This is a genomic window from Sphingobacterium chungjuense, from assembly GCF_011316935.1.
Taxonomy (GTDB): Bacteria; Bacteroidota; Bacteroidia; order Sphingobacteriales; family Sphingobacteriaceae; genus Sphingobacterium; species Sphingobacterium chungjuense.
Genome location: NZ_WLYS01000002.1, coordinates 625,507 through 645,273 on the forward strand (window position 1 = coordinate 625,507; position 19,767 = coordinate 645,273).

Consider the following 19,767-nt stretch of genomic DNA (forward strand, 5'->3'; position numbering starts at 1 on the left):
ATGGAGGTCAGACTACTTGTGCAGGTGCTTTCGAGTAACTGTCATTGTGTACATTTGCCACTGCACGACCAGATGGATCGTTCATATTCTGAAAGGAAGCGTCCCAAGCTAATGCTTCTGGCGTACTGCAGGCCACTGATTTTACAGAAGGCACCGTACTTGCAGCTGCTTCCGAAGGGAAGTGCGATTCAAAAATAGTACGGTAGTAGAATTCTTCCTTATTTTTCGGCGTGTTTAATGGAAAACGGCTCGCTGCAGCAGCGAATGCTTCATCGCTGACGTTTGCTTCCGCTTGCGCTTTTAGCGTGTCAATCCAGCTATAACCTACCCCATCTGAAAACTGCTCTTTCTGTCTCCAAGCAATACTTTCTGGCAGGTAATCTTCAAACGCTTTACGTACTACCCATTTCTCCATACGGCCATCTCTGATCATTTTATCCGAAGGGTTAATCCGCATCGCGACATCCATAAACTCTTTATCTAAAAATGGTACACGACCTTCCACTCCCCAGGCAGCTAAGGATTTGTTAGCCCGCAAACAATCGTATAAGTAAAGTTTTTTGAGCTTGCGTACGGTTTCTTCATGGAACTCCTGTGCATTAGGCGCTTTGTGGAAATATAAGTAACCACCAAATAGCTCATCAGAACCTTCTCCTGAAAGCACCATTTTGATACCCATCGACTTGATCACACGAGCCAGCAAATACATCGGCGTAGATGCTCTAATCGTAGTCACATCATAGGTTTCCAAATGATAAATCACATCACGAACAGCATCCAAGCCTTCTTGGATCGTAAAGTTGATCTCGTGGTGAATGGTACCGATGTGGTCAGCAGCTTTCTTGGCAGCGATCAAATCCGGTGCGCCTTGTAAGCCGACAGCAAACGAATGCAGACGTGGGTACCAAGCCTCTTCCGCATCGTCAGATTCTACACGCTTGGATGCATATTTCTTGGTAATCGCAGCGATAACAGACGAGTCCAAACCACCAGAAAGTAATACGCCATAAGGTACGTCCGACATCAATTGACGATGTACTGCATCTTCTAATGCTTGTCTAAGTTCATCGATATCAGTTTTATTTTCAGATACCGCATCAAAGGATTCCCAATCTTTGGAATACCAGCGTTGTGGTGTCAAGCTTTCGGCACTGTAAATATAATGTCCTGGAGGAAACTGCTCTATCTTTGCACAAAACCCTTCTAAGGACTTCAATTCAGAAGCGACAAATAACTGCTCATCATCATCATAGCCGTAATACAATGGAATAATGCCCATGTGATCGCGAGCGATCAAAAAGCTATCATTGCGGGCGTCGTACAAGGCAAATCCAAAAATACCATTCAACTCTGCCAAGAAAGAAGCACCATGCTCTAAATACAAAGCCAAGATAACCTCTGAGTCGGACTGCGTAGCAAATGGATAATCGGGCAAAGTAGCACGCAATTCACGATGATTGTAAATCTCACCATTCACCGCTAGCACCACTTGCTTGTCTGCGCTGTACAGAGGCTGGCTACCCGATTGTGGATCCACAATCGCCAAGCGCTCATGCGCCAATAGCGCTTTGGAAGAACTAAATATACCTGACCAATCTGGTCCTCTATGGCGTATACGTTTAGACATTTCTAAGACCTGCGGTCTCAGCGTTTCTTCTGATTTCTTTATGTCAAATGCTGCAATAATCCCGCACATACTAATTTAAATTTTAATCGAATACACTCTTTTGTCAATACTCTATAACAAAGAAACAGATTAAAAAATTAAATTCATAACATTTTTGGGTTTTTATTGAATTATTTACAACATAGAGACAAAGCGCTTAATCAGATCGCATCTTTTTATGAAAATACTTGAAACAAATATCAAATCACACCATGCAATGATCCGCCTTTCGCACCCAACTGATCTACCCTACGTTCTACCTCAGGATCTTTAATCAATGCCGGGGCATGGTGTGGTTTGGTACGCGCGTCGATAATAAGTGGACCATGACATCCCCAATGTTTAAACCGCGTGAAGGCATCCACACCATAGACATCATGTGAAGGATTGCTGCGCGTAAAGGCAACCCAAACAAAATTAGCAGGCGTTTCCGCGGTGAAGCCGGCATCATCTGCTAGTACAATTAGCCGAATTCCATTTAGTTGCTCTGAAATAATTGCTTTAGACCAATTATCTATTTTCTGTTGTTCGGATTCGTAATTTTCGAAATCACTACCTTCTACGATCAATACACCAGGCAAAGCCATTTTGGCGCGTCCAAATGGACGTGGAAAATCTAATCCAGCTGGGATCTCGGTCGCTAGCTTGTATTTTGGCGATCCTACCGCGGCAAACACCACCTTCGAACCTGCATTCAGTCCGTCGCCCGAGTAATCTAGCGTGTCGATGGTAGTATTGGTTTGAAAATGCACATCTCTATCCCATTCGATTCGTTCTAAAATATGACTTAGATAACCGACCACATCGTGAATATCCAACTGAGGATTGTCTTCGAACGAGGAAATGAATAAATATTTGGCAAGACTGAGTTGATTTTTACCTAAGATCTGATTCGCAATGGTTAACAACTCTTGAGGCCGCTCCACTTGCTGATAAGGCGTATAGCGTTCGCTACCGATGGCAAATAATAAGGGATGTACCCCTGCGGCATCAACCGCATGCACCGCATGCAAACCATTGATCTCCTGCGGAATGGCAGATCCTGTGATTTCGTGAATCAGCGCACCAAAACTGGTGTCTTCTTGCGGTGGTCGTCCGACGACCGTAAATGACCAAATCGGATTTTTGCGGTGATATACCCGATGTACTTTCATCAACGGAAATGGATGTGTAAGGGAATAATATCCGATATGATCGCCAAAAGGACCTTCGGGCTTATTTTCATTAGGATACACGGTGCCTGTGATTACAAAATCAGCATCCGAAGAAATGCAAAATCCTTCTTCGTCATAGAAATAGCGAAATCTTCTATTCCCTAATGCGCCGGCAAAGATCGTTTCCGATAAACCTTCTGGCAGTGGCATGACGGCAGAAAGCGGATGTGATGGTGGCCCACCCACAAAGATGGAAACTTTGAGTGGGCGACCCAATGCATTGGCTTTGGTCTGATGAACGCCGATTCCACGATGCAATTGATAATGCAGACCTATTTCTTGATCGGCTATATAATCATTACCAGAAAGCTGAATACGATACATGCCGAGATTGGCATGCATAATTCCTGGACGATCGGCATCTTCTGTATATACCTGCGGCATGGTGACAAATGCACCACCGTCCATCGGCCAGTTCACGATTTGCGGTAATTCAGAAATGGTGGTGCGACCATGCAGAATCGGAGCATTCGATTTCTTTTTCCAAGGTAACGCTCCAAGCGCTGTCATCGCCGAACCGGCATAGTACAGAGGTTTTTTGACGACCGACATCGGGTCCATCTTTACATCTACCAACTTTTTTACGTTGGCTAATGAGTCGCGAAACATAAATTTGGATCGATCTAGCGTACCAAATAAATTGGATACTGCTGGAAACGGACTTCCTTTGATGCGCTCGAAATAGATCGCAGGCCCGCCCGCATCGTACACGCGCATGTGTATAGCGGCCATTTCTAAGTAAGGATCGACTTCTTCTTTGATCCTAATCAGATGACCATGCTGTTCTAAATCGGCGACGCAATCCGCTAAACTTTTGTATCCCATATCTTATTATCTGTGGCAACACAAAAATAGCAGGATAATCTCCGTCTTGTTAAAAAACTAAAAAAAATATGTGCCTTAGGTTTTGCTAGCGAAAGCATATTTTATTGATCATTCAGAATGACTTCTTCTATCGGCGTGAAGGAAAAAGATACATGCTTAGCCCAAGCTGTGTTATCCAATGGATATTCATAGCGAAACATGCGCTTAATCTCTAGGTGATCTTCCTGCTGTAGCTTTCTCTTCCGTTGGAAGAGCATGGTATGGATAAAATGTGGCACCGCTACACCCACGTTATTCACTTTATTGATACTTTTATACATCCGAAAGAGTTCGCGTACGCTCATCTTTTGGATTCCGCCAAGCTCCAATACCTGGTTAATAAAATCTTTCTGCCAGTCTATTGTCTTTATCCAGCGCAGCACGTCCAAAGCCGCAATCGGTCGAAACTCCACGTTAGCCATCGCTTCATCGTACCACACATATTTCTCCGTCAGCAGTTGTCTGAAATAGCGATCGGCCAAGCTGTGTTTTCCTAACGCGATATTGGCAATCACAATGGTATAGTCGATCTGGTAATCGATAAATAGCTGCTGGATATAACGAATATACTCTTGATCGACCAAACGAGCGAAGTATACCACACGATTGCATTTGTTTGTTTTTAGGAGCGTAATGAAATTTTTCAAGCGTGTCAATTCCACCTGTAAGCTTACCTGATCGTCCAAATTGGACGATGGCGCGAAACAAATACCGACGCCGAGGTTAGCCATGGCACAATCGGTATAAGCATGTTCTTTTCGTAATAAATCGACGGACAGCAAAGTAGCTGTTACTGGTTCAAATCCGGTTGCTTCAAATAGCTTGGCATCTCGAATAAGGCCATAAACCTGGCAATCATCGGAAGCCAAATTACTCGCAGCCCGTCTCCCCAAATAACTATTAAGTCCACTGATAAGCATACTCATACTTTGATTTTAATAGTGTTCTTACAGAACTTTATAAGTAGAATTAATTTCAAGATTAGAACACGTGCATCAAAAGATTTGTTTTGTCGCAGCAAGCTTCACGGATTAATACGTACTGACCAATGTCTAAATCGTGTCAAATATAAGACCTATAATGCGATTACGCTCTTGAAAACTTATATTTGTGATTGGTAAGATTCACATAATTTATGGATAAAAAGAGAGTTGTTCTTGTCTGGTTCAGGAATGATTTGCGTTTGCACGACAATGAGATTCTACTCGAAGCAGTCCAGAAAGCCGATTTGGTGATCCCCGTATATTGCTTCGACCCTCGTTATTACAGCACCAATAAATATGGCGCTAAAAACACGGGTATTTTGCGTGCGCAGTTTATCCGAGAGACGGTGCAATCTTTCAAACAAAGCCTTCGCAACTTGCAAGGGGATCTTATGACCTACTATGGTTATCCCGAGGAAATCATACCGCGTTTGGCGGCGAAGTACGATGCCGATGAGGTGTATCACCATCGGGAAGTAGCTCAGCGTGAGACGAAGATTTCGGAAAAAGTTGAATCTGCCTTGTGGCAATCCAACCGCATCAATCTGAAGCATTTTATCGGGCACACGATGTATCATAAAGAGGATCTTCCTTTTCCAGTACGCGATATTCCCGATTCCTTTGCCCTCTTCAAAAAGAAGGTCGAGCGGGAAAGCCAAGTACGACCTACACTGCCCGAGATCAATCAAATACTGATCCCTAATCACTTGGAAGTAACGGAAATACCGACTTTGTCAGATTTAGGTTTCTCGGACGAGGAGATTGCTTCGGCAACGCAAAAACAATTGATCGGCGGCGAGCAGCATGGTCTGCAAAATCTTGACTTGATCTTGAACGACTCATACAAAGGTTTCCACGATTACACCCTATTGTCACCTTATATGGCTACAGGGGCTTTATCACCCGTTTTGGTGTACCATCGCTTGCATGCAGCCATGACACCGACCAATAAAAAACGGTTGGAACGCAGAACAGCACGACTTTTTTGGCGAGATTATTATCGTTTTATGCTCAAGAAATATCCTAATGTATATTTCAAACTGCAAGGACATCACAGTTCGCCACCGGAGCATGCTACTGCTGCATCAGAAGAGTTGGAGTGGAGATCGGGGAATACGGGGCAACCTTTTATTGATGAAGCGATCCATATCTTGCGAAGCACAGGCAATCTGCCTTCGGAGGCACGCACCATATTAGCACTTTACTTACTGCAAGAAACCAATAATACATGGTTGGAAAGCGCCTCTTTTTTCGAGGAACATTTGTTGGACTATAATCCAGCTACAACTTATGGTATTTGGTCGCATATTGCCGGAGTGGGCACAAGCAAAAAAGACAATCTTACTGGAATAAGTTGGCAAGATGCATTGGCCAAGCATTACCCGAAGGGATTGAAATACGAGGAAAATTCCATCAAAGCTAAATAATAATCCACCCGAGATCGGCGCATTATTATTTAGGATCTTTCTTCCGCTCAGAAAATGCGCTTATTATTGATCGAAGTAAGAAGCTTGTCGCACCAGTAATGCGCGGTATTTATTGAATACTGCAGATTTGGAGACGAAACCTTGATAAAAGCCGTTTGCATCTAATACAGGTAAAATCCATACATCTTCCCGATTCATCTTTTGCATCACCAACTCCATATTGGCTTCCAGCGATACCGTATCCATCGGTTTTTCAGCCAATTCAGCCATGGTCTTCTTCAAACCTTCGGGTTGTTCGCCCAACAGGATTTCTAGCAGACGCTCACTATAGATGACGCCCAAAAACTTACCGTCCTCTCCTACTACTGGAAATATGTTGCGCTTTGTGTGGATGATATCATGGCTTCTATCTTGAGGATATTCATCAGGACGTAGGATGGTAAAATTATTCTCCAACACATAGCGAAGCTTCATCATGCTCAGCACCGTACGATCCTTATCTTCATGACTAATCAAATCGCCTTGTTCCGCTAATCCTTTGGTATAGATGGAATGCTTGAGTACCACACGGTTGATGAGGTAAGCAATTGCTGTAACCAACATTAATGGCACCATCAAGGCATAACCACCCGTGATTTCGGCAATCAAGAAGATAGCTGTTAATGGTGCATGCATCATGCCGGCGAGTGCTCCAGCCATTCCGGCTACGGTAAAATTCGCCACATTCAAGTCAACCATTCCCGTCAGGTTCAAACCATAAGAAAAGGCAAATCCCAACAAACCGCCGACGACTAAGCTTGGTCCAAAGACGCCCCCATTACCACCACCATTTAAGGTAATGAGTGCCGCAAACGTTTTGGCAAAAACGGTACACAGTGCAAATATCACCACCATAATGCCCGTCTGACTGTACTCCGCAAATATGCTATTCTGTAACATAGCCATATGATTGCCATCGAGAATTTGCTGAATCGCCAAATATCCCTCGCCATACAGCGCCGGAAAAATAAAGATCAATACACCGAGACTGATTCCACTGATCCAAACCTTACGGTATGGGTTATGAATTTTGTTGTACTGCAAGCGTAGCCAGCCGGCGAGTTTTGCAAAATAAACGGAGAAACCACCTACAATAAAAGCGAGTAGAACATAGAAAAACAAAGCACTAAAGACCCAATCGTCGGTAACAAGGTGAAATAAGGGCTCGCTATAAATGGAACGCGAAATCACGGCTGCCGTAGCGGTCGAGATCAATAAGGGAATAAATACGGGAATAGAAAACTCTGGAAGCAGGATTTCGATAGCGAAAATCATACCTGCCACCGGACTATTAAACGCACCAGAAATACCAGCAGCCGCACCGCACGCTAATAGTAACGTGACTTCACGATAACTCAGACCAAAGAATCGCCCCATATTTGAACCAATGGCAGCGCCTGAATAAGCAATCGGCGCTTCTAGACCAGAAGAGCCGCCAAAACCAACGGTAATAGCACTGGTGACTATCTGTGAATAAATATTGTGTGGCTCGATCTTACTGGAATTACGCGAAATGGCATACATAATCGGCGTCATTCCGTGTCCTAATTCTTTCTTACGGATGAATCTACGCACATACACCACACTGAGCAAAATACCCACAAGTGGAAAAAGTAAATAAACATAATACTTATATTGCGAACGTACCTCATCTTGCAAAAACGCAGCAATACCGTGCGTCATACCTTTCAGCAATGCTGCGGCCAATCCGCCAACAATACCCACCAGCAACGCGACCAATATTAAAAAATTTCTGTTCGAAATTTTCTGCATACGCCATTTGTTGAGTTGATCAATGAAACGGTAGAGCTTGGCGGGTATATTCATTATTATTGAAAGGAATGGATGACAGTAGTAAAGTAATTCCTTGCAAAATTAGGGATTGTGTTTGGAATTCAGCAAATTTCGGATTTTATTTACGTGGTATCTTTCGGAACTTTGGATTATAGATAGAATAAGGACATGGAAAATTTGACCGTAGTGAATTATAAACGCATTGAAAAAGCGATTGCTTTTATTAGTGAGAATTATGGCAAGCAGCCTAGCTTGGATGAAATCGCGGAGCAAGTACACCTCAGCCCTTTTCATTTTCAGCGGCTCTTTGCCGAATGGGCGGGCACTACGCCAAAACGATTCTTGCAATACATAAGTATGAACTATGCGAAAGAATTATTGAGCAAAGAACGCGCTACTTTGTGGGAAACTGCCGAGGCGACCGGTTTGTCGAGCACCAGCCGCCTGCACGATCTATTTATACAATTGGAAGGGATGACGCCCGCTGAATATAAGCATGGTGGCAAAAATTTAGAGATTGACTATCAGGTAAACGCCACCCCGTTTGGAGAAGTTTTAATCGCGAATACACACAAAGGCATTTGCCATCTCAGCTTCATCGCCGAAGAGGCAGAAGCAGATCTGCAGCAATTAATCGCCCAATTTCCACAAGCCACATTTACCGCAAGGCGGAATGATATGCAGGCGAAAGCACTGGATATCTTTCAACATGATTGGACAGATATGCCACAAATAAAGCTGCACCTAAAGGGAACAGATTTTCAACTTAAGGTGTGGCAATGTTTATTAGAGATTCCTTCAGGATCATTGTCTAGCTACGGAAAAATTGCCCATGATATCGGGACACCTTTGGCGCACAGAGCAGTAGGCACCGCCATCGGAAGAAATCCCATTGCATTTTTAATACCTTGCCACCGCGTCATTCAGACCACAGGCGGCATTGGCGGATACATGTGGGGAACAAACAGAAAAAAAGCAATCATCGGATGGGAAGCAGCACAAAGCCAATAGAATATTTACCGAAGGACGGTAGCAGCGTATATTATGGCATGATCTGCACGCAACAAGAAGCGGACAACTTTTTGAAAGAGCTCCTTGCGAATATCGAATGGAAAAACGACGAGGCTGTGATCTTTGGTAAACATATCGTCACGAAGAGAAAAGTAGCTTGGTATGGCGATCAGGCCTTCGACTACACTTATTCGAATACCACCAAACGCGCCCTAGCCTGGACGCCAGCACTATTAAAGATCAAAGACCAGATAGAACAACGTACCGGCGAAACATTTAATTCCTGCCTATTAAATCTGTATCATGATGGTAGCGAAGGCATGGCTTGGCATAGCGATGGCGAATCGGAATTGAAGAAGCACGGAGCTATTGCATCCGTAAGTTTTGGCGCGCAGCGCAAATTCTGCTTCAAGCACAAAGAATCCAAAGAAAAGATCGACATTCAGCTAGAACATGGTAGTTTGCTCGTGATGTCTGGCACGACACAGCAGTATTGGCTACACCGACTTCCACCCATCAAAAAAGTAAATAGTCCGCGTGTAAATCTGACTTTCCGAACCATGATAAAGCGATAAACAAATAAGTACAGGTTTACGCTGAATGTTTGAAATGTTGTACTTTTACGGCAGAATCCAGCGTTCACCATTCGGCATATACCTTATATGACAACTATTACCAAAATTTTCATTGCCCTTCTTTTCTTTTTTTGCGTTGCGATCGCATACGGATTTCAGCAGCCGAGTCAAGATACGTTGCAATCACGTGCCGATACCGTCACGGCGATCAACCAACGTTCTGTGGATCTGATGCAGCTGATGGAACAACAGCGACGCGACTCGGTAAAACGATTGGCACTCGAAAATCAGTTGCTCAGTTTGCAACTAAACGATCGGCAAGAAAACCAGCGTTTGGTAGCAGAGTTGCGCGTGCTGCAAAGTCGGGATTCCATTTTATTGGCTCGCAGAAAGCAAAAGGTGGATTCGCTCAAGCTCCTGAACGATGGCGTACCGGTTATACCATTTAGAGATACTATTTTTAGAATATACACCAGCTTGGGTAGTTACACCGCCAAAGATCGCGCTATGGCGATTGAAGAACGCATTCGAAATCTTGCCGCCAATCTCGATTTTCAAGTCGATTCACTGCGCGCTTGGGAAAATGAAAACAATTGGATCATTGCCTGGAATGACCAAATGATTATTAGCTTCAATGATCAAGATGCATTGTGGACGAATATTGATATCGCTTCGTTAGCGGCGATGAAATTGCAAGAAATCAAAGCCACCATCACTAAGCACCGGGAAGAGACGAGTCTAAAAAATCTGCTGATCTCCTTATCACGAGCCGCGCTAATCATTACGGTATTGTCGTTACTCGTGATCGGCATGAGCCGACTAGCGACCTGGACACGACGGAAGCTAATCGTGAATCGTGGGAAAAGACTACAGGGTGTTCAAGTCCGCGGTTATCAGCTGATATCTCCCGCAAGGCAAGTCCGCATTCTGTGGATCATCATCACGGCTGTGAAATGGATTTTAATTCTTACGGTGATCTATTTGGCCCTGCCAATGATGCTCAATTTATTTCCGAGCACGCGCGGTTACACGCCGGTATTGCTCGGTTATTTTCTGAATCCACTGCGTGATATGGGCGCATCGATTGTAGCATATTTCCCCAATCTCATTACGATTATCGTGATATGCGTGGTATTTCGCTATGCGCTCAAAGTATTGAAATTCTTTGCTGGCGAATTGCGTACCGGTGCACTGCATATTCCTGGTTTTTTTCCAGATTGGGCATTGCCTACCTACCATATTTTACGCGTATTGCTATTAGCTTTTCTGATGATTGTGATTTTCCCTTATTTACCAGGATCAGATTCTTCCATTTTCAAGGGCGTATCGGTTTTTATCGGTGTGCTTTTTACATTCAGCTCCGCTGGTGCATTAGGAAACATTGTAGCCGGATTGGTGCTTACCTATATGCGATCATTTTCGCTGGGCGATCGTGTAAAAATTGGCGATCTTAGTGGTGATATCATCGAAAAATCGTTACTTGTCACGCGTATTCGCACGACCAAAAATGAGGTTATTTCTGTACCAAATTCACAGGTGATGAATAGCCACACCATCAATTATAGTGCAGATTCGCAAGAAAAGGGCTTGATTATACATACCAACTTGACGATGTCTTACGAAACACGTTGGCAGACTGTGCATCAATTAGCTATCAAAGCCGCACTAAGAGTAGAATTTATCGAGGCCGAGCCCGCTCCATTTGTCTTGCAAAATAGTTTGGATGATTTTTACATTACGTACCAAATTAATGCCTACACCAAACATCCGAACAAACAAGCGCAAATCTATTCGGAATTGCATAAAAGTTTGATGGATGTATTTCACGAAGCCGATATTGAGTTGCTTTCACCGCATTACAACGCGATAAGAGACGGGAATAAGCGCGATCTACCGGACGCTTTTGGCACAAAATCTGACGATAAGCTTCACTAAGTAATATCCACATGAGTAGTCTGACGCTTTTATTAGAAAAGATCCATCCTTTGCCGCCCGATTCTGTCGCAGGACTAGAAGAGAAGATCAGTTTAATCACGCTCAAAAAGGGACATATACTGATGCGAGCAGACCGACAAGAGCCTTTTCTCTATTTAATCAAACACGGAGTGGTGCGCGCATATGCCGAAACTGAAAAGGGCGAGATTACGTTCTGGTTTGGTCAGGAGGGCGAAGCGGTACTATCGATGGCAAGCTATGTGATGGATATACCTAGCTATGAAAGCATCGCGCTGATCGAAGATTGCGAGCTCTATCAAATTGCCAAGGCAGATTTAAAGGCTCTTTACAATCAGGACATACACTGGGCCAACTGGGGCCGAAAGCTAGCAGAATACGAATTACTGAAAGCCGAGCGTCGTGCGATATCAAGAGAACTTCTCTCTGCTACTCAACGGTATAACGCCTTGCTAGCCGAACACCCGAAACTAATCCAACGCATTCCGTTGAAATTTATCGCTTCTTATTTAGGCGTTACGCAGGTAAGTTTGAGCAGAATTCGTAAAGGAAATTAGGGATCTTCTATAAAACTATCCCTATCTTTATTTGTTTAAATAACGAACAAAAACTAGAACATCATGAAATTTTTTAAAGCGACATTTTTACTATCGGCCTTGGTGATGGGCCAAGCAGCCATAGCACAATTCCAACAAGCACCACTTCCGTATGCTTACAATGCATTGGAGCGTGCTGTAGATGCGGAGACCATGGAAATCCATTACTCGAAACATGGCGCAGCATATACCACCAACTTAAATAAAGCTGTAGCAGGCACTGCCATGGAGAAAGAAAGTCTCGAAAAAATTCTTGCCAAAGTGTCGTCTGGTTCTGCTGCGCTTCGCAATAATGCAGGTGGACATTACAACCACGAGTTGTTTTGGACGATCTTGACACCAAATAAAGATACCAAACCAACCGCAGCATTGGCAGCAGCCATCAATAAGGACTTTGGATCAATTGACAAATTGAAAGAGCAATTAAACAAAGAGGGTGCTGATCGTTTTGGATCGGGCTGGGCTTGGTTGGCTGTAGATAGCAAAGGCAAATTATTCGTTTCTTCTACTGCAAACCAAGATAATCCTTTAATGGATATCGCGGAGCAAAAAGGTACTCCAATTTTAGGGATCGACGTATGGGAGCATGCTTATTACTTGAAATATCAAAATAAAAGAGCAGATTATTTAGGCGCATTTTGGACTATTGTGAACTGGCCTGAGGTGAGTCGTCGTTACGAAGCAGCAATTAAGAAATAATTTTTGCGACCTTATAACTACTCGTAAATAAATATAAGGCTTGTTTTCTCATGTCGAAAACAAGCCTTATTATTTTAAACCAGTTGGCGAACAGCAGGTCTGTTTATCCAAACAATATCTGTGGCTAATTCGTCAATTTGCGGTAATAGTTCGTACAGGTTTGATAACTGAATACCGTTATCTACCATACAAAATAACTGCAAAACAGTGGTAAACAGGTCATAATATTAGATATAACCTCGTTTGACATAGATAAAAATAACTTACGATTTACAATAACTTTTCACGATATTTGCATGTATTTTTGCACAGGCAAGTAAGTATGCACTTCCTTATAGTTGAGATGATAACGCATACTGGACAATCGAAGAAATTTGCGTCACAAAAATCGATAACTATACAGAATAAACGTTTACAGGAGAGATACAGTTGCAGAGCATGTACAATAGACAATACGCTTCGATCACAGCGATAGGTGGTTACCTTCCCCAACAAGTAAGAACAAATCATGATTTGGAGCAAGCGTGTGCTACCTCCGACGAGTGGATTGTAAAACGTACTGGAATCAAAGAACGACGCATCTTAGAGAAAGATCTAGCTACTTCGGATATGGCTGTGGCTGCTATACGTAATATGGTGACAGAGTATAAGCGCAATATCTCTGATATTGATGCGATATTGGTTGCTACCTCAACACCCGATATGTTGATGCCCGCAACCGCTAACTTAATTGCTGAAAAATTAGGGCTTACAAATATCTGGGCATTCGACGTGAATGCAGCCTGTTCTGGCTTTCTCTATGCTTTAGATTTAGGTGCTTCACTCGTTGAAACGAATCGCTATCGCAATGTCGTCGTTGTGGGTGCTGATAATATCAGTTCTTTCGTAAATATTGAAGATAGATCTACTAATATACTTTTTGGAGATGGGGCTGGTGTCGTTTGGCTAGAACCTACGCAAGAAGAAGGCATTATGGATGCGTTCTTGCAAAGCAATGGTATCGGCAAAGAGTACTTAAACATTGAAGCTGGTGGATCATTGTATCCATTTAATGGCGATGTAATCGTTGAAAACGAAAGAAAATACATTCGTCAAGACGGCAAAGTAGTATTTAAGCAAGCGATTCAGTCCATGAGCGATGCCTGCAAGCATGTGTTGAGCAGAAATAATCTAACGGTGGAAGATGTGCGCTGGTTAGTGCCACACCAAGCCAATAAACGCATTATCGACGCGGTTGGTAAAGAAATCAACATGGAAGAGGGTAAAACACTTTCTAACATCGAATATTTAGGAAATACCATTGCGGCTACTATTCCATTGTGTATTTGGGAAAACGTAAAAAAATTGAATAAAGGTGATTTAGTGATGCTAACTGCTTTCGGAGCTGGATTCTCTTGGGGGGCAAGCTTACTTCGCTGGATGATTGAATAGTGCAGCACGAGTGAGAAACTAGAGATATTAAATACAGGAACGGTGTAAGTCAAAACTTACACCGTTTTTTTAATTCTAAATCTATTTAGAATGGATACAGGATACCTGCCAACTCCTTATCACCCTCTGATAACGTCGTGTTATTAGGCGTATTTGTCGATTGGTTGATCAGTCTACCTAAGATCGCGTAATGCATAATAGAATACTGATCGTAATCATTAAAGGTGGTTTGCGCAACACTGTATCTATTTAATAGATTTATATCTACCTGTTGTCTATTCCAAAAATTGGGTGCACCTGCGTAATATTCGTATACAAAATCTCGATCCCAATCTAAGTTTGCTTCCGGATGTTGTTGTTCGTGTATTAATCCTAGGGCATGGCCAAACTCATGAATGGTGGTACGGCTAAATTCTTGTTCTGGCGTATTGTTAGTAAACCATCCGAAATTCATTGTCTCTTGGTTTTGAGCAATACGTAATGCATCTGTGCCTACATAAGAATAGGATCCCGCACCTTCTACAAATGAAACACGTAATGTACCCGCGTTACCTGATATAAAATTGAACTTAATATTCGCATGTTCTTCCCATTTTTTGGCGTAAAATATGACGCGCTCTCGCACAAAATCACTACCACCGATAAAGCTAACGGTAATAACTTGTCCTCGAGGCCAAACTTTCGACGTTAAGGCGGCACCTCTTGGATCCGTATTATTATCCACTGTTAATACTCGACATGCTTCTGCGCGCTTATCGCCACTGTATTTGCTATAGTCAACTACCGCACGATTAGCCATGTCATCATTAAGCAGTTCAGACCCTTCGTTTGACACTTCTTTCTGGCATGAGATAGCAAAAATAGACGAAAGCGCTATCACTCCCGACCATCTCAAAATACTCGATTTTTTAGTCATGATATTATTAGTTAGTGTGTGAAATTGCATAGATTATTTCCATGCGTTTAACAATATACACTTAAAAAATAACAATCATTATTTTTAAGCTATAAATTTATCAATATTGCCCAAAAAATTTACTTAAAATACTCCTTGATGATATTGAATTTGTATCACTACCGGTTGGCTAAACCGATATTTTATTGGCAGAAGCACGGCTAGAATATCTAATATAAATATCTCCATTAATTGTCTCAAAATCCGGACATGTGCCTAATAAAAATATTGCTGACATCTTCGGAGGCAGATCGATCCATTTTCATACCGCTATTAGTTAAGACCAATACCCAAATACTCGTTGATGATTTACAAACTAATAATCGCTTTAAAGAAATGTACGTACGTTCCTTTACTATGCAGGAACGGTGCAAAGATTAACATCTTTACACCGTCTTTTTATCTAAGAGAATTCATTAAAATGGATATAAGATACCTGCCAATCCCATAGCGTCATCAAACATCGAATTTTCGATGATCGCACTTCGATCTTGGGTAATCATCCCGCCCCATGTAGGACGATACAAACTATAACATTTATCGTAGGCAGTGTAGGTTTCTTTAGAAGTTTATCATTTGCAATAGCAACACGTTTAATCTGGATTTCTTTATTTATTTACACAAATTGACATATAGTGGAAAATCAAATAATCACGTTTACATCTACGAAGCTAGAAATAATTAATTAATAAAATATCTTAAAAGTGAATTTATTAATCAATTAAATCATTCGCTTAACGATGGTTATCATTTCATTTTAAGAGTTTTACACTTAAAAAGTTGCTTTATTGATCTTAAACTGGCACTTTGATGGGAATTTTTGTCTGATGATTATTTCACAATTATTTAACACGAGAAGGCCAAGCACATAGATCTATGTAACGTATATTTGTACTATCAAAATTTAGGTTTATAATTGGTTAGTAAAGATTTTCATTCTCCCCGTTTGAAAATCTTTCTTTTTTCCAATGTATTATATACCTTAAACCATAGAACAAATTGGTAACATGTCGAACTCAGAAAAATATAGCATACCCGTCCAATTAAACAGCGCGGTAAATGATGCACACAATTTCAAAGTCTTACCTCAACCTACGGGAATCTACCCTTACAAGCTGGAATTAAGCAAGCTACTTCCTCACGAAAAAATTGAAAAACTGCGAGAGTCGATGACATTTCATCTAGTTGGAGACACAGGAAGTGCAAGACATTCTCCTTTCCAGTCTGTACTAGCGGCAAGTATCAATACTCATCGTATCGATAGCGAGGATTCACCTGCTTTCCTTTATCATTTAGGCGATGTGGTGTACAATCATGGCGAAGCTTCCGAATATTTCAGTCAATTCTTATCGCATTACGATCACTATGATGCGCCTATTTTCGCTATACCCGGAAACCACGATGGAGATATCAATCCACTAGTAGAACCTTATGAGAGCTTAGAAGCATTTACACACGTTTTTTGCAGCAAAGAGCAAACTCCTATTCGGTTTGGGCAAAATAGCAAACGATTGACCGGCACGCAACCCCATGTGTATTGGACATTAGAGACACCATTAGCCCGTATCATTGGTTTGTATGGGAACATCAACAAACATGGAATGATTGACGATGAACAAAAATCATGGTTTAAGGAAGAGTTGCAACGCGCAAAAGCATCCGTCGATAAGCAGGCATTGATAATATGCCTCCATCATGCTCCTTATTCTTCGGATAGTAATCACGGTTCTAGCACGCGAATGATTGAGCTTTTGGATGAAGCTTTTCAGGAAATAGATATTCTCCCAGACGCGGTATTTAGCGGACATGTACATAATTACCAGCGATTTGTAAAGCATTACCCAACTAAAGACGTACCTTATATTGTTGCTGGAGCTGGCGGCTATGCTGACCTACACCAAGTGGCAGCACATGCTAACCCCACCGTTTCTCCCCTCGCTACAAAATATGGCAAAGTAGAACTTCAAAGCTATTGCGACACTCGCTTTGGATTTCTTGCACTGACCATTGAGAAAGTGGTCGAAAGTGATAACTTGAAGTTATCGGGATCTTATTTTGCATTAACTGGTGCATTCGATAGCCATGAGAAACCGGAATGTGTAGATCACTTCTCGTTTGTACTAAAGAACGGTAAGGTGGAATCGAATCTATAAAATCACAACCCACGTCAGTAAACGGTCAAGCAATTATTATGTTCGCATAATAGATTTATTAGATCAATAAAGGCATTATAACGCAAATTTCTCATTTAAAAATACAACACAACAGTTTAGCTAAAACTATTTAGTTAGTTAATTATCAAATAATATTAAAAAATAATTGATGTTTACACCTATATTATGTACCTTTGTGCATTCATAATTTTAGGTTAATAATTGGTTAGTTTAAAGACTTTCATCCTCCCCGGTTGAAAGTCTTTTTTTATGCTTATCATCTGACCATTCCAGTAAAAAAATCATAGAAATAGTATACTAATATTGTAGTCGCCGCGTTTATTATCTATAGGAAAAATATTGGCATGCTTGTTGCAAGTATGGGTTTGAGTTTAAAGGTTAGATACTTTAACGGGTTTACAAAAGACACTATCACACCAACTATAAAAGAAGGTGATCGCCATGCGATCACCTCTCTTTGCTTTATAGCGTTTGTTGATCAGCTGATTTAGCGTTTTAATTTCACATGGTTTTCTTTTAGAAATGGATGAGATGGATCGATTTATCTCCGCGCAATGGTAATGTGTAGGCCAATCTATCAGTAAAAACAAAAGCCGATTCCTCCCGAACCGACGAAACGAGTCTGCGAAAATCCACCAGTATCTGGGTGGAAATAGCGATATTTGGGCATGGGCAGCATAAGCAAACATCGGTTACACTATATTCTCTTTAGTGCATTATTGTCCCTGACTACGACATTAACAACGTTTGGACAATCGAAAACTATCCATCAAGCCCCGGATCTCATCATGCAAAATGGTGATTTACTTTTTGTTGATGCCTCGACGGTCAACCTTTCGGGTGCTATCGATCGTGTCACACAAACAAGTGCAAAAACAGCTTTCGATCATGTAGCGATGATAGAGATCTCGCGAGATTCAATTTTTATACTACATGCAAATCCCAAGACTGGAACTGTGCGAGAATCATTATCAGAATTCTTAGCTAATAATACTGATGACAACCAACATTTTGCCGTATACAGATTAAAAATACCATATCGGTATGCCATTGGCAATGCGCTTTTGCAGGCTAAAAAATGGTTGGGCCGCCCCTACAACTTCACTTATATACTGAATGATGATTCGCTGTATTGCTCGGACTTTGTAGAGCGGATTTTCCGTGATGATCAGATCTTTATGTTGGAACCTATGACATTCATCGATCCAACTACACAGCAAACAGATACGTTTTGGAAAAGTTATTATCATAAAATGAATCTGGAAGTACCAGAAGGATTACCCGGTTGCAATCCCAATGGACTTGCCGCTAGTGACAAATTAGAATATATCGGACAATGGCAGTAAATGCCTGCAGCTTATCAGAAAATGTTCTATAAATCGTCTAGCGTTGGATGAAGAAACGTAAAACCGGCCTCTTCTGCTTTCTTAGAAGAAACAGGAGCATGTTTCAATAATTCTTGCGATAACTCGCCCAAGCCAATTTTAAGCGCCAATGCTGGGATCGGCATACCGATTGCAAAACTTGAAGTCTTTTTTAGTAGTTTTTTGGTCAAGATCGCCTGCTGTTCGGGTTTTGGCGCTACCGCATTGAGTGCACCTGCTATTGTAGGAGTAACTGCAGCAAACGTATACAGACGAAGTAAATCATCCAGACTAATCCAGCTAAAAACTTGCTTACCATTACCAAATCGAGGCGCGACGCGAAAAGCAAATGCTTTCTTCATTTCTTTCCACATGCCACCATCTGGATGCAGCACCAAGCCCGTACGAATCCAAACAGTTCGTACATTAGTAGCAACTAGTGGTCTGGCGGCTGCTTCCCATTCGGCACATACATGCGCTAGGAAATCATTCGCCGCCGGATCTTCTTCGACGAAAGCGCGATCCGTAGTAGCTTCACCATACCAGCCAATTGCTGAAGCCGACACAAAGGTCTTCACTCGCTTTCCTGTTGTTTTGACCCAGTCAACTAATAATTTGGTGCTCTGCGTACGGCTTTCTAAAAGCACTTTCTTACGTTTCTTCGTCCAACGTTTCTCAGCAATACTTGCACCTGCCAGATGGATGATCGTATCAATATCGTTGGGTACATCGGAAGAAATAAAACCCTCTTTCACATTCCATATACAATAACGAACGCGCGATCGCTCTTGCCGATCTTTTTCATTACGAATTAGCACTGTAATCTGCACATCGTGAAATGCGTTTAAAAGATGGTTCACCAACTTAGTACCTACAAAACCGGTTCCACCGGATACGAGAATGTTTTTCATATATAAAAGTATCTATGCGAAGCGCCTGTCTACACGGAGAACACAACAGCTAATCATCCGGAATTGTTCTGTTTGATATTGCCGGCATCACATTGAGCCTGAACAAAAAAA

General features: G+C 42.0%; 15 protein-coding genes. 9 read left to right on the forward strand and 6 right to left on the reverse strand.

The window, feature by feature from the left end:
- Positions 1-7: 7 nt before the first annotated feature.
- The 3 genes from asnB to GKO22_RS07460 form a co-directional block, all read right to left on the reverse strand.
- Positions 8-1,696 carry an asparagine synthase B gene (gene asnB / locus GKO22_RS07450; protein WP_166333712.1) on the reverse strand — a complete coding sequence of 563 codons (1,689 nt, stop codon included), beginning with the start codon at positions 1,694-1,696 and terminating at the stop codon, positions 8-10.
- Positions 1,697-1,866: 170 nt separating this feature from the next.
- Positions 1,867-3,705 carry a UbiD family decarboxylase gene (locus tag GKO22_RS07455; RefSeq protein WP_166333714.1) on the reverse strand — a complete coding sequence of 613 codons (1,839 nt, stop codon included), beginning with the start codon at positions 3,703-3,705 and terminating at the stop codon, positions 1,867-1,869.
- Positions 3,706-3,806: 101 nt separating this feature from the next.
- A complete protein-coding gene (locus tag GKO22_RS07460; protein ID WP_166333716.1) occupies positions 3,807-4,670 on the reverse strand; it encodes a hypothetical protein in 864 nt (287 codons plus the stop codon).
- A gap of 209 nt (positions 4,671-4,879) precedes the next feature.
- On the opposite strand from GKO22_RS07460, the gene GKO22_RS07465 reads away from it, so the two are divergent.
- Positions 4,880-6,154, forward strand: a complete 1,275-nt coding sequence (locus GKO22_RS07465) for a deoxyribodipyrimidine photo-lyase (RefSeq protein WP_166333718.1) — start codon at positions 4,880-4,882, stop codon at positions 6,152-6,154.
- Positions 6,155-6,217: 63 nt separating this feature from the next.
- Here the strand turns inward: GKO22_RS07465 and GKO22_RS07470 are convergent, their stop codons facing one another.
- Positions 6,218-7,966 carry a chloride channel protein gene (locus GKO22_RS07470; protein ID WP_240920183.1) on the reverse strand — a complete coding sequence of 583 codons (1,749 nt, stop codon included), beginning with the start codon at positions 7,964-7,966 and terminating at the stop codon, positions 6,218-6,220.
- Between the two features lie 189 nt (positions 7,967-8,155).
- Here GKO22_RS07470 and GKO22_RS07475 point away from each other — a divergent pair, with 189 nt between their 5' ends.
- From GKO22_RS07475 to GKO22_RS07500, 6 genes are all read left to right on the forward strand, one after another.
- A complete protein-coding gene (locus tag GKO22_RS07475; RefSeq protein ID WP_166333722.1) occupies positions 8,156-8,998 on the forward strand; it encodes a methylated-DNA--[protein]-cysteine S-methyltransferase in 843 nt (280 codons plus the stop codon).
- Positions 8,974-9,573, forward strand: a complete 600-nt coding sequence (locus GKO22_RS07480; RefSeq protein ID WP_166333723.1) for an alpha-ketoglutarate-dependent dioxygenase AlkB family protein — start codon at positions 8,974-8,976, stop codon at positions 9,571-9,573. The genes GKO22_RS07475 and GKO22_RS07480 overlap by 25 nt, the downstream gene beginning before the upstream one ends.
- A gap of 87 nt (positions 9,574-9,660) precedes the next feature.
- Positions 9,661-11,508 (forward strand): mechanosensitive ion channel family protein, encoded by a 1,848-nt coding sequence (locus GKO22_RS07485; protein WP_166333725.1) that lies wholly within the window; start codon positions 9,661-9,663, stop codon positions 11,506-11,508.
- Between the two features lie 11 nt (positions 11,509-11,519).
- On the forward strand, positions 11,520-12,083 hold the full coding sequence (locus GKO22_RS07490) for a Crp/Fnr family transcriptional regulator (protein WP_166333727.1): 564 nt from the start codon (positions 11,520-11,522) through the stop codon (positions 12,081-12,083).
- Positions 12,084-12,188: 105 nt separating this feature from the next.
- A complete protein-coding gene (locus tag GKO22_RS07495; protein ID WP_166333876.1) occupies positions 12,189-12,821 on the forward strand; it encodes a superoxide dismutase in 633 nt (210 codons plus the stop codon).
- A gap of 438 nt (positions 12,822-13,259) precedes the next feature.
- On the forward strand, positions 13,260-14,252 hold the full coding sequence (locus GKO22_RS07500) for a beta-ketoacyl-ACP synthase III (protein ID WP_166333729.1): 993 nt from the start codon (positions 13,260-13,262) through the stop codon (positions 14,250-14,252).
- Between the two features lie 85 nt (positions 14,253-14,337).
- Here the strand turns inward: GKO22_RS07500 and GKO22_RS07505 are convergent, their stop codons facing one another.
- A complete protein-coding gene (locus GKO22_RS07505; RefSeq protein WP_166333731.1) occupies positions 14,338-15,168 on the reverse strand; it encodes a M12 family metallopeptidase in 831 nt (276 codons plus the stop codon).
- Positions 15,169-16,214: 1,046 nt separating this feature from the next.
- Between GKO22_RS07505 and GKO22_RS07510 the strand changes: the two genes are divergently transcribed.
- Together GKO22_RS07510 and GKO22_RS07515 are read left to right on the forward strand one after the other, a co-directional pair.
- The gene (locus GKO22_RS07510; protein WP_166333733.1) at positions 16,215-17,360 is read left to right on the forward strand and encodes a metallophosphoesterase family protein; all 1,146 of its coding nucleotides are present in this window, start codon (positions 16,215-16,217) and stop codon (positions 17,358-17,360) included.
- 689 nt (positions 17,361-18,049) lie between these two features.
- Complete coding sequence (locus tag GKO22_RS07515; RefSeq protein ID WP_166333735.1) at positions 18,050-18,727, forward strand: YiiX/YebB-like N1pC/P60 family cysteine hydrolase; 678 nt, start codon at positions 18,050-18,052, stop codon at positions 18,725-18,727.
- Positions 18,728-18,753: 26 nt separating this feature from the next.
- Here GKO22_RS07515 and GKO22_RS07520 read toward each other — a convergent pair whose 3' ends face one another.
- Positions 18,754-19,656 carry a TIGR01777 family oxidoreductase gene (locus GKO22_RS07520; protein ID WP_166333737.1) on the reverse strand — a complete coding sequence of 301 codons (903 nt, stop codon included), beginning with the start codon at positions 19,654-19,656 and terminating at the stop codon, positions 18,754-18,756.
- Positions 19,657-19,767 lie beyond the last annotated feature (111 nt).

Excerpts from the sequence above, each read along its gene's own strand:
- asnB (WP_166333712.1), bottom strand. The coding sequence starts at position 1,696 with ATGTGCGGGATTATTGCAGCATTTGACATAAAGAAATCAGAAGAAACG.
- GKO22_RS07455 (WP_166333714.1), bottom strand. The coding sequence starts at position 3,705 with ATGGGATACAAAAGTTTAGCGGATTGCGTCGCCGATTTAGAACAGCAT.
- GKO22_RS07460 (WP_166333716.1), bottom strand. The coding sequence starts at position 4,670 with ATGAGTATGCTTATCAGTGGACTTAATAGTTATTTGGGGAGACGGGCT.
- GKO22_RS07465 (WP_166333718.1), top strand. The coding sequence starts at position 4,880 with ATGGATAAAAAGAGAGTTGTTCTTGTCTGGTTCAGGAATGATTTGCGT.
- GKO22_RS07470 (WP_240920183.1), bottom strand. The coding sequence starts at position 7,966 with ATGCAGAAAATTTCGAACAGAAATTTTTTAATATTGGTCGCGTTGCTG.
- GKO22_RS07475 (WP_166333722.1), top strand. The coding sequence starts at position 8,156 with ATGGAAAATTTGACCGTAGTGAATTATAAACGCATTGAAAAAGCGATT.
- GKO22_RS07480 (WP_166333723.1), top strand. The coding sequence starts at position 8,974 with ATGGGAAGCAGCACAAAGCCAATAGAATATTTACCGAAGGACGGTAGC.
- GKO22_RS07485 (WP_166333725.1), top strand. The coding sequence starts at position 9,661 with ATGACAACTATTACCAAAATTTTCATTGCCCTTCTTTTCTTTTTTTGC.
- GKO22_RS07490 (WP_166333727.1), top strand. The coding sequence starts at position 11,520 with ATGAGTAGTCTGACGCTTTTATTAGAAAAGATCCATCCTTTGCCGCCC.
- GKO22_RS07495 (WP_166333876.1), top strand. The coding sequence starts at position 12,189 with ATGGGCCAAGCAGCCATAGCACAATTCCAACAAGCACCACTTCCGTAT.
- GKO22_RS07500 (WP_166333729.1), top strand. The coding sequence starts at position 13,260 with ATGTACAATAGACAATACGCTTCGATCACAGCGATAGGTGGTTACCTT.
- GKO22_RS07505 (WP_166333731.1), bottom strand. The coding sequence starts at position 15,168 with ATGACTAAAAAATCGAGTATTTTGAGATGGTCGGGAGTGATAGCGCTT.
- GKO22_RS07510 (WP_166333733.1), top strand. The coding sequence starts at position 16,215 with ATGTCGAACTCAGAAAAATATAGCATACCCGTCCAATTAAACAGCGCG.
- GKO22_RS07515 (WP_166333735.1), top strand. The coding sequence starts at position 18,050 with ATGGGCAGCATAAGCAAACATCGGTTACACTATATTCTCTTTAGTGCA.
- GKO22_RS07520 (WP_166333737.1), bottom strand. The coding sequence starts at position 19,656 with ATGAAAAACATTCTCGTATCCGGTGGAACCGGTTTTGTAGGTACTAAG.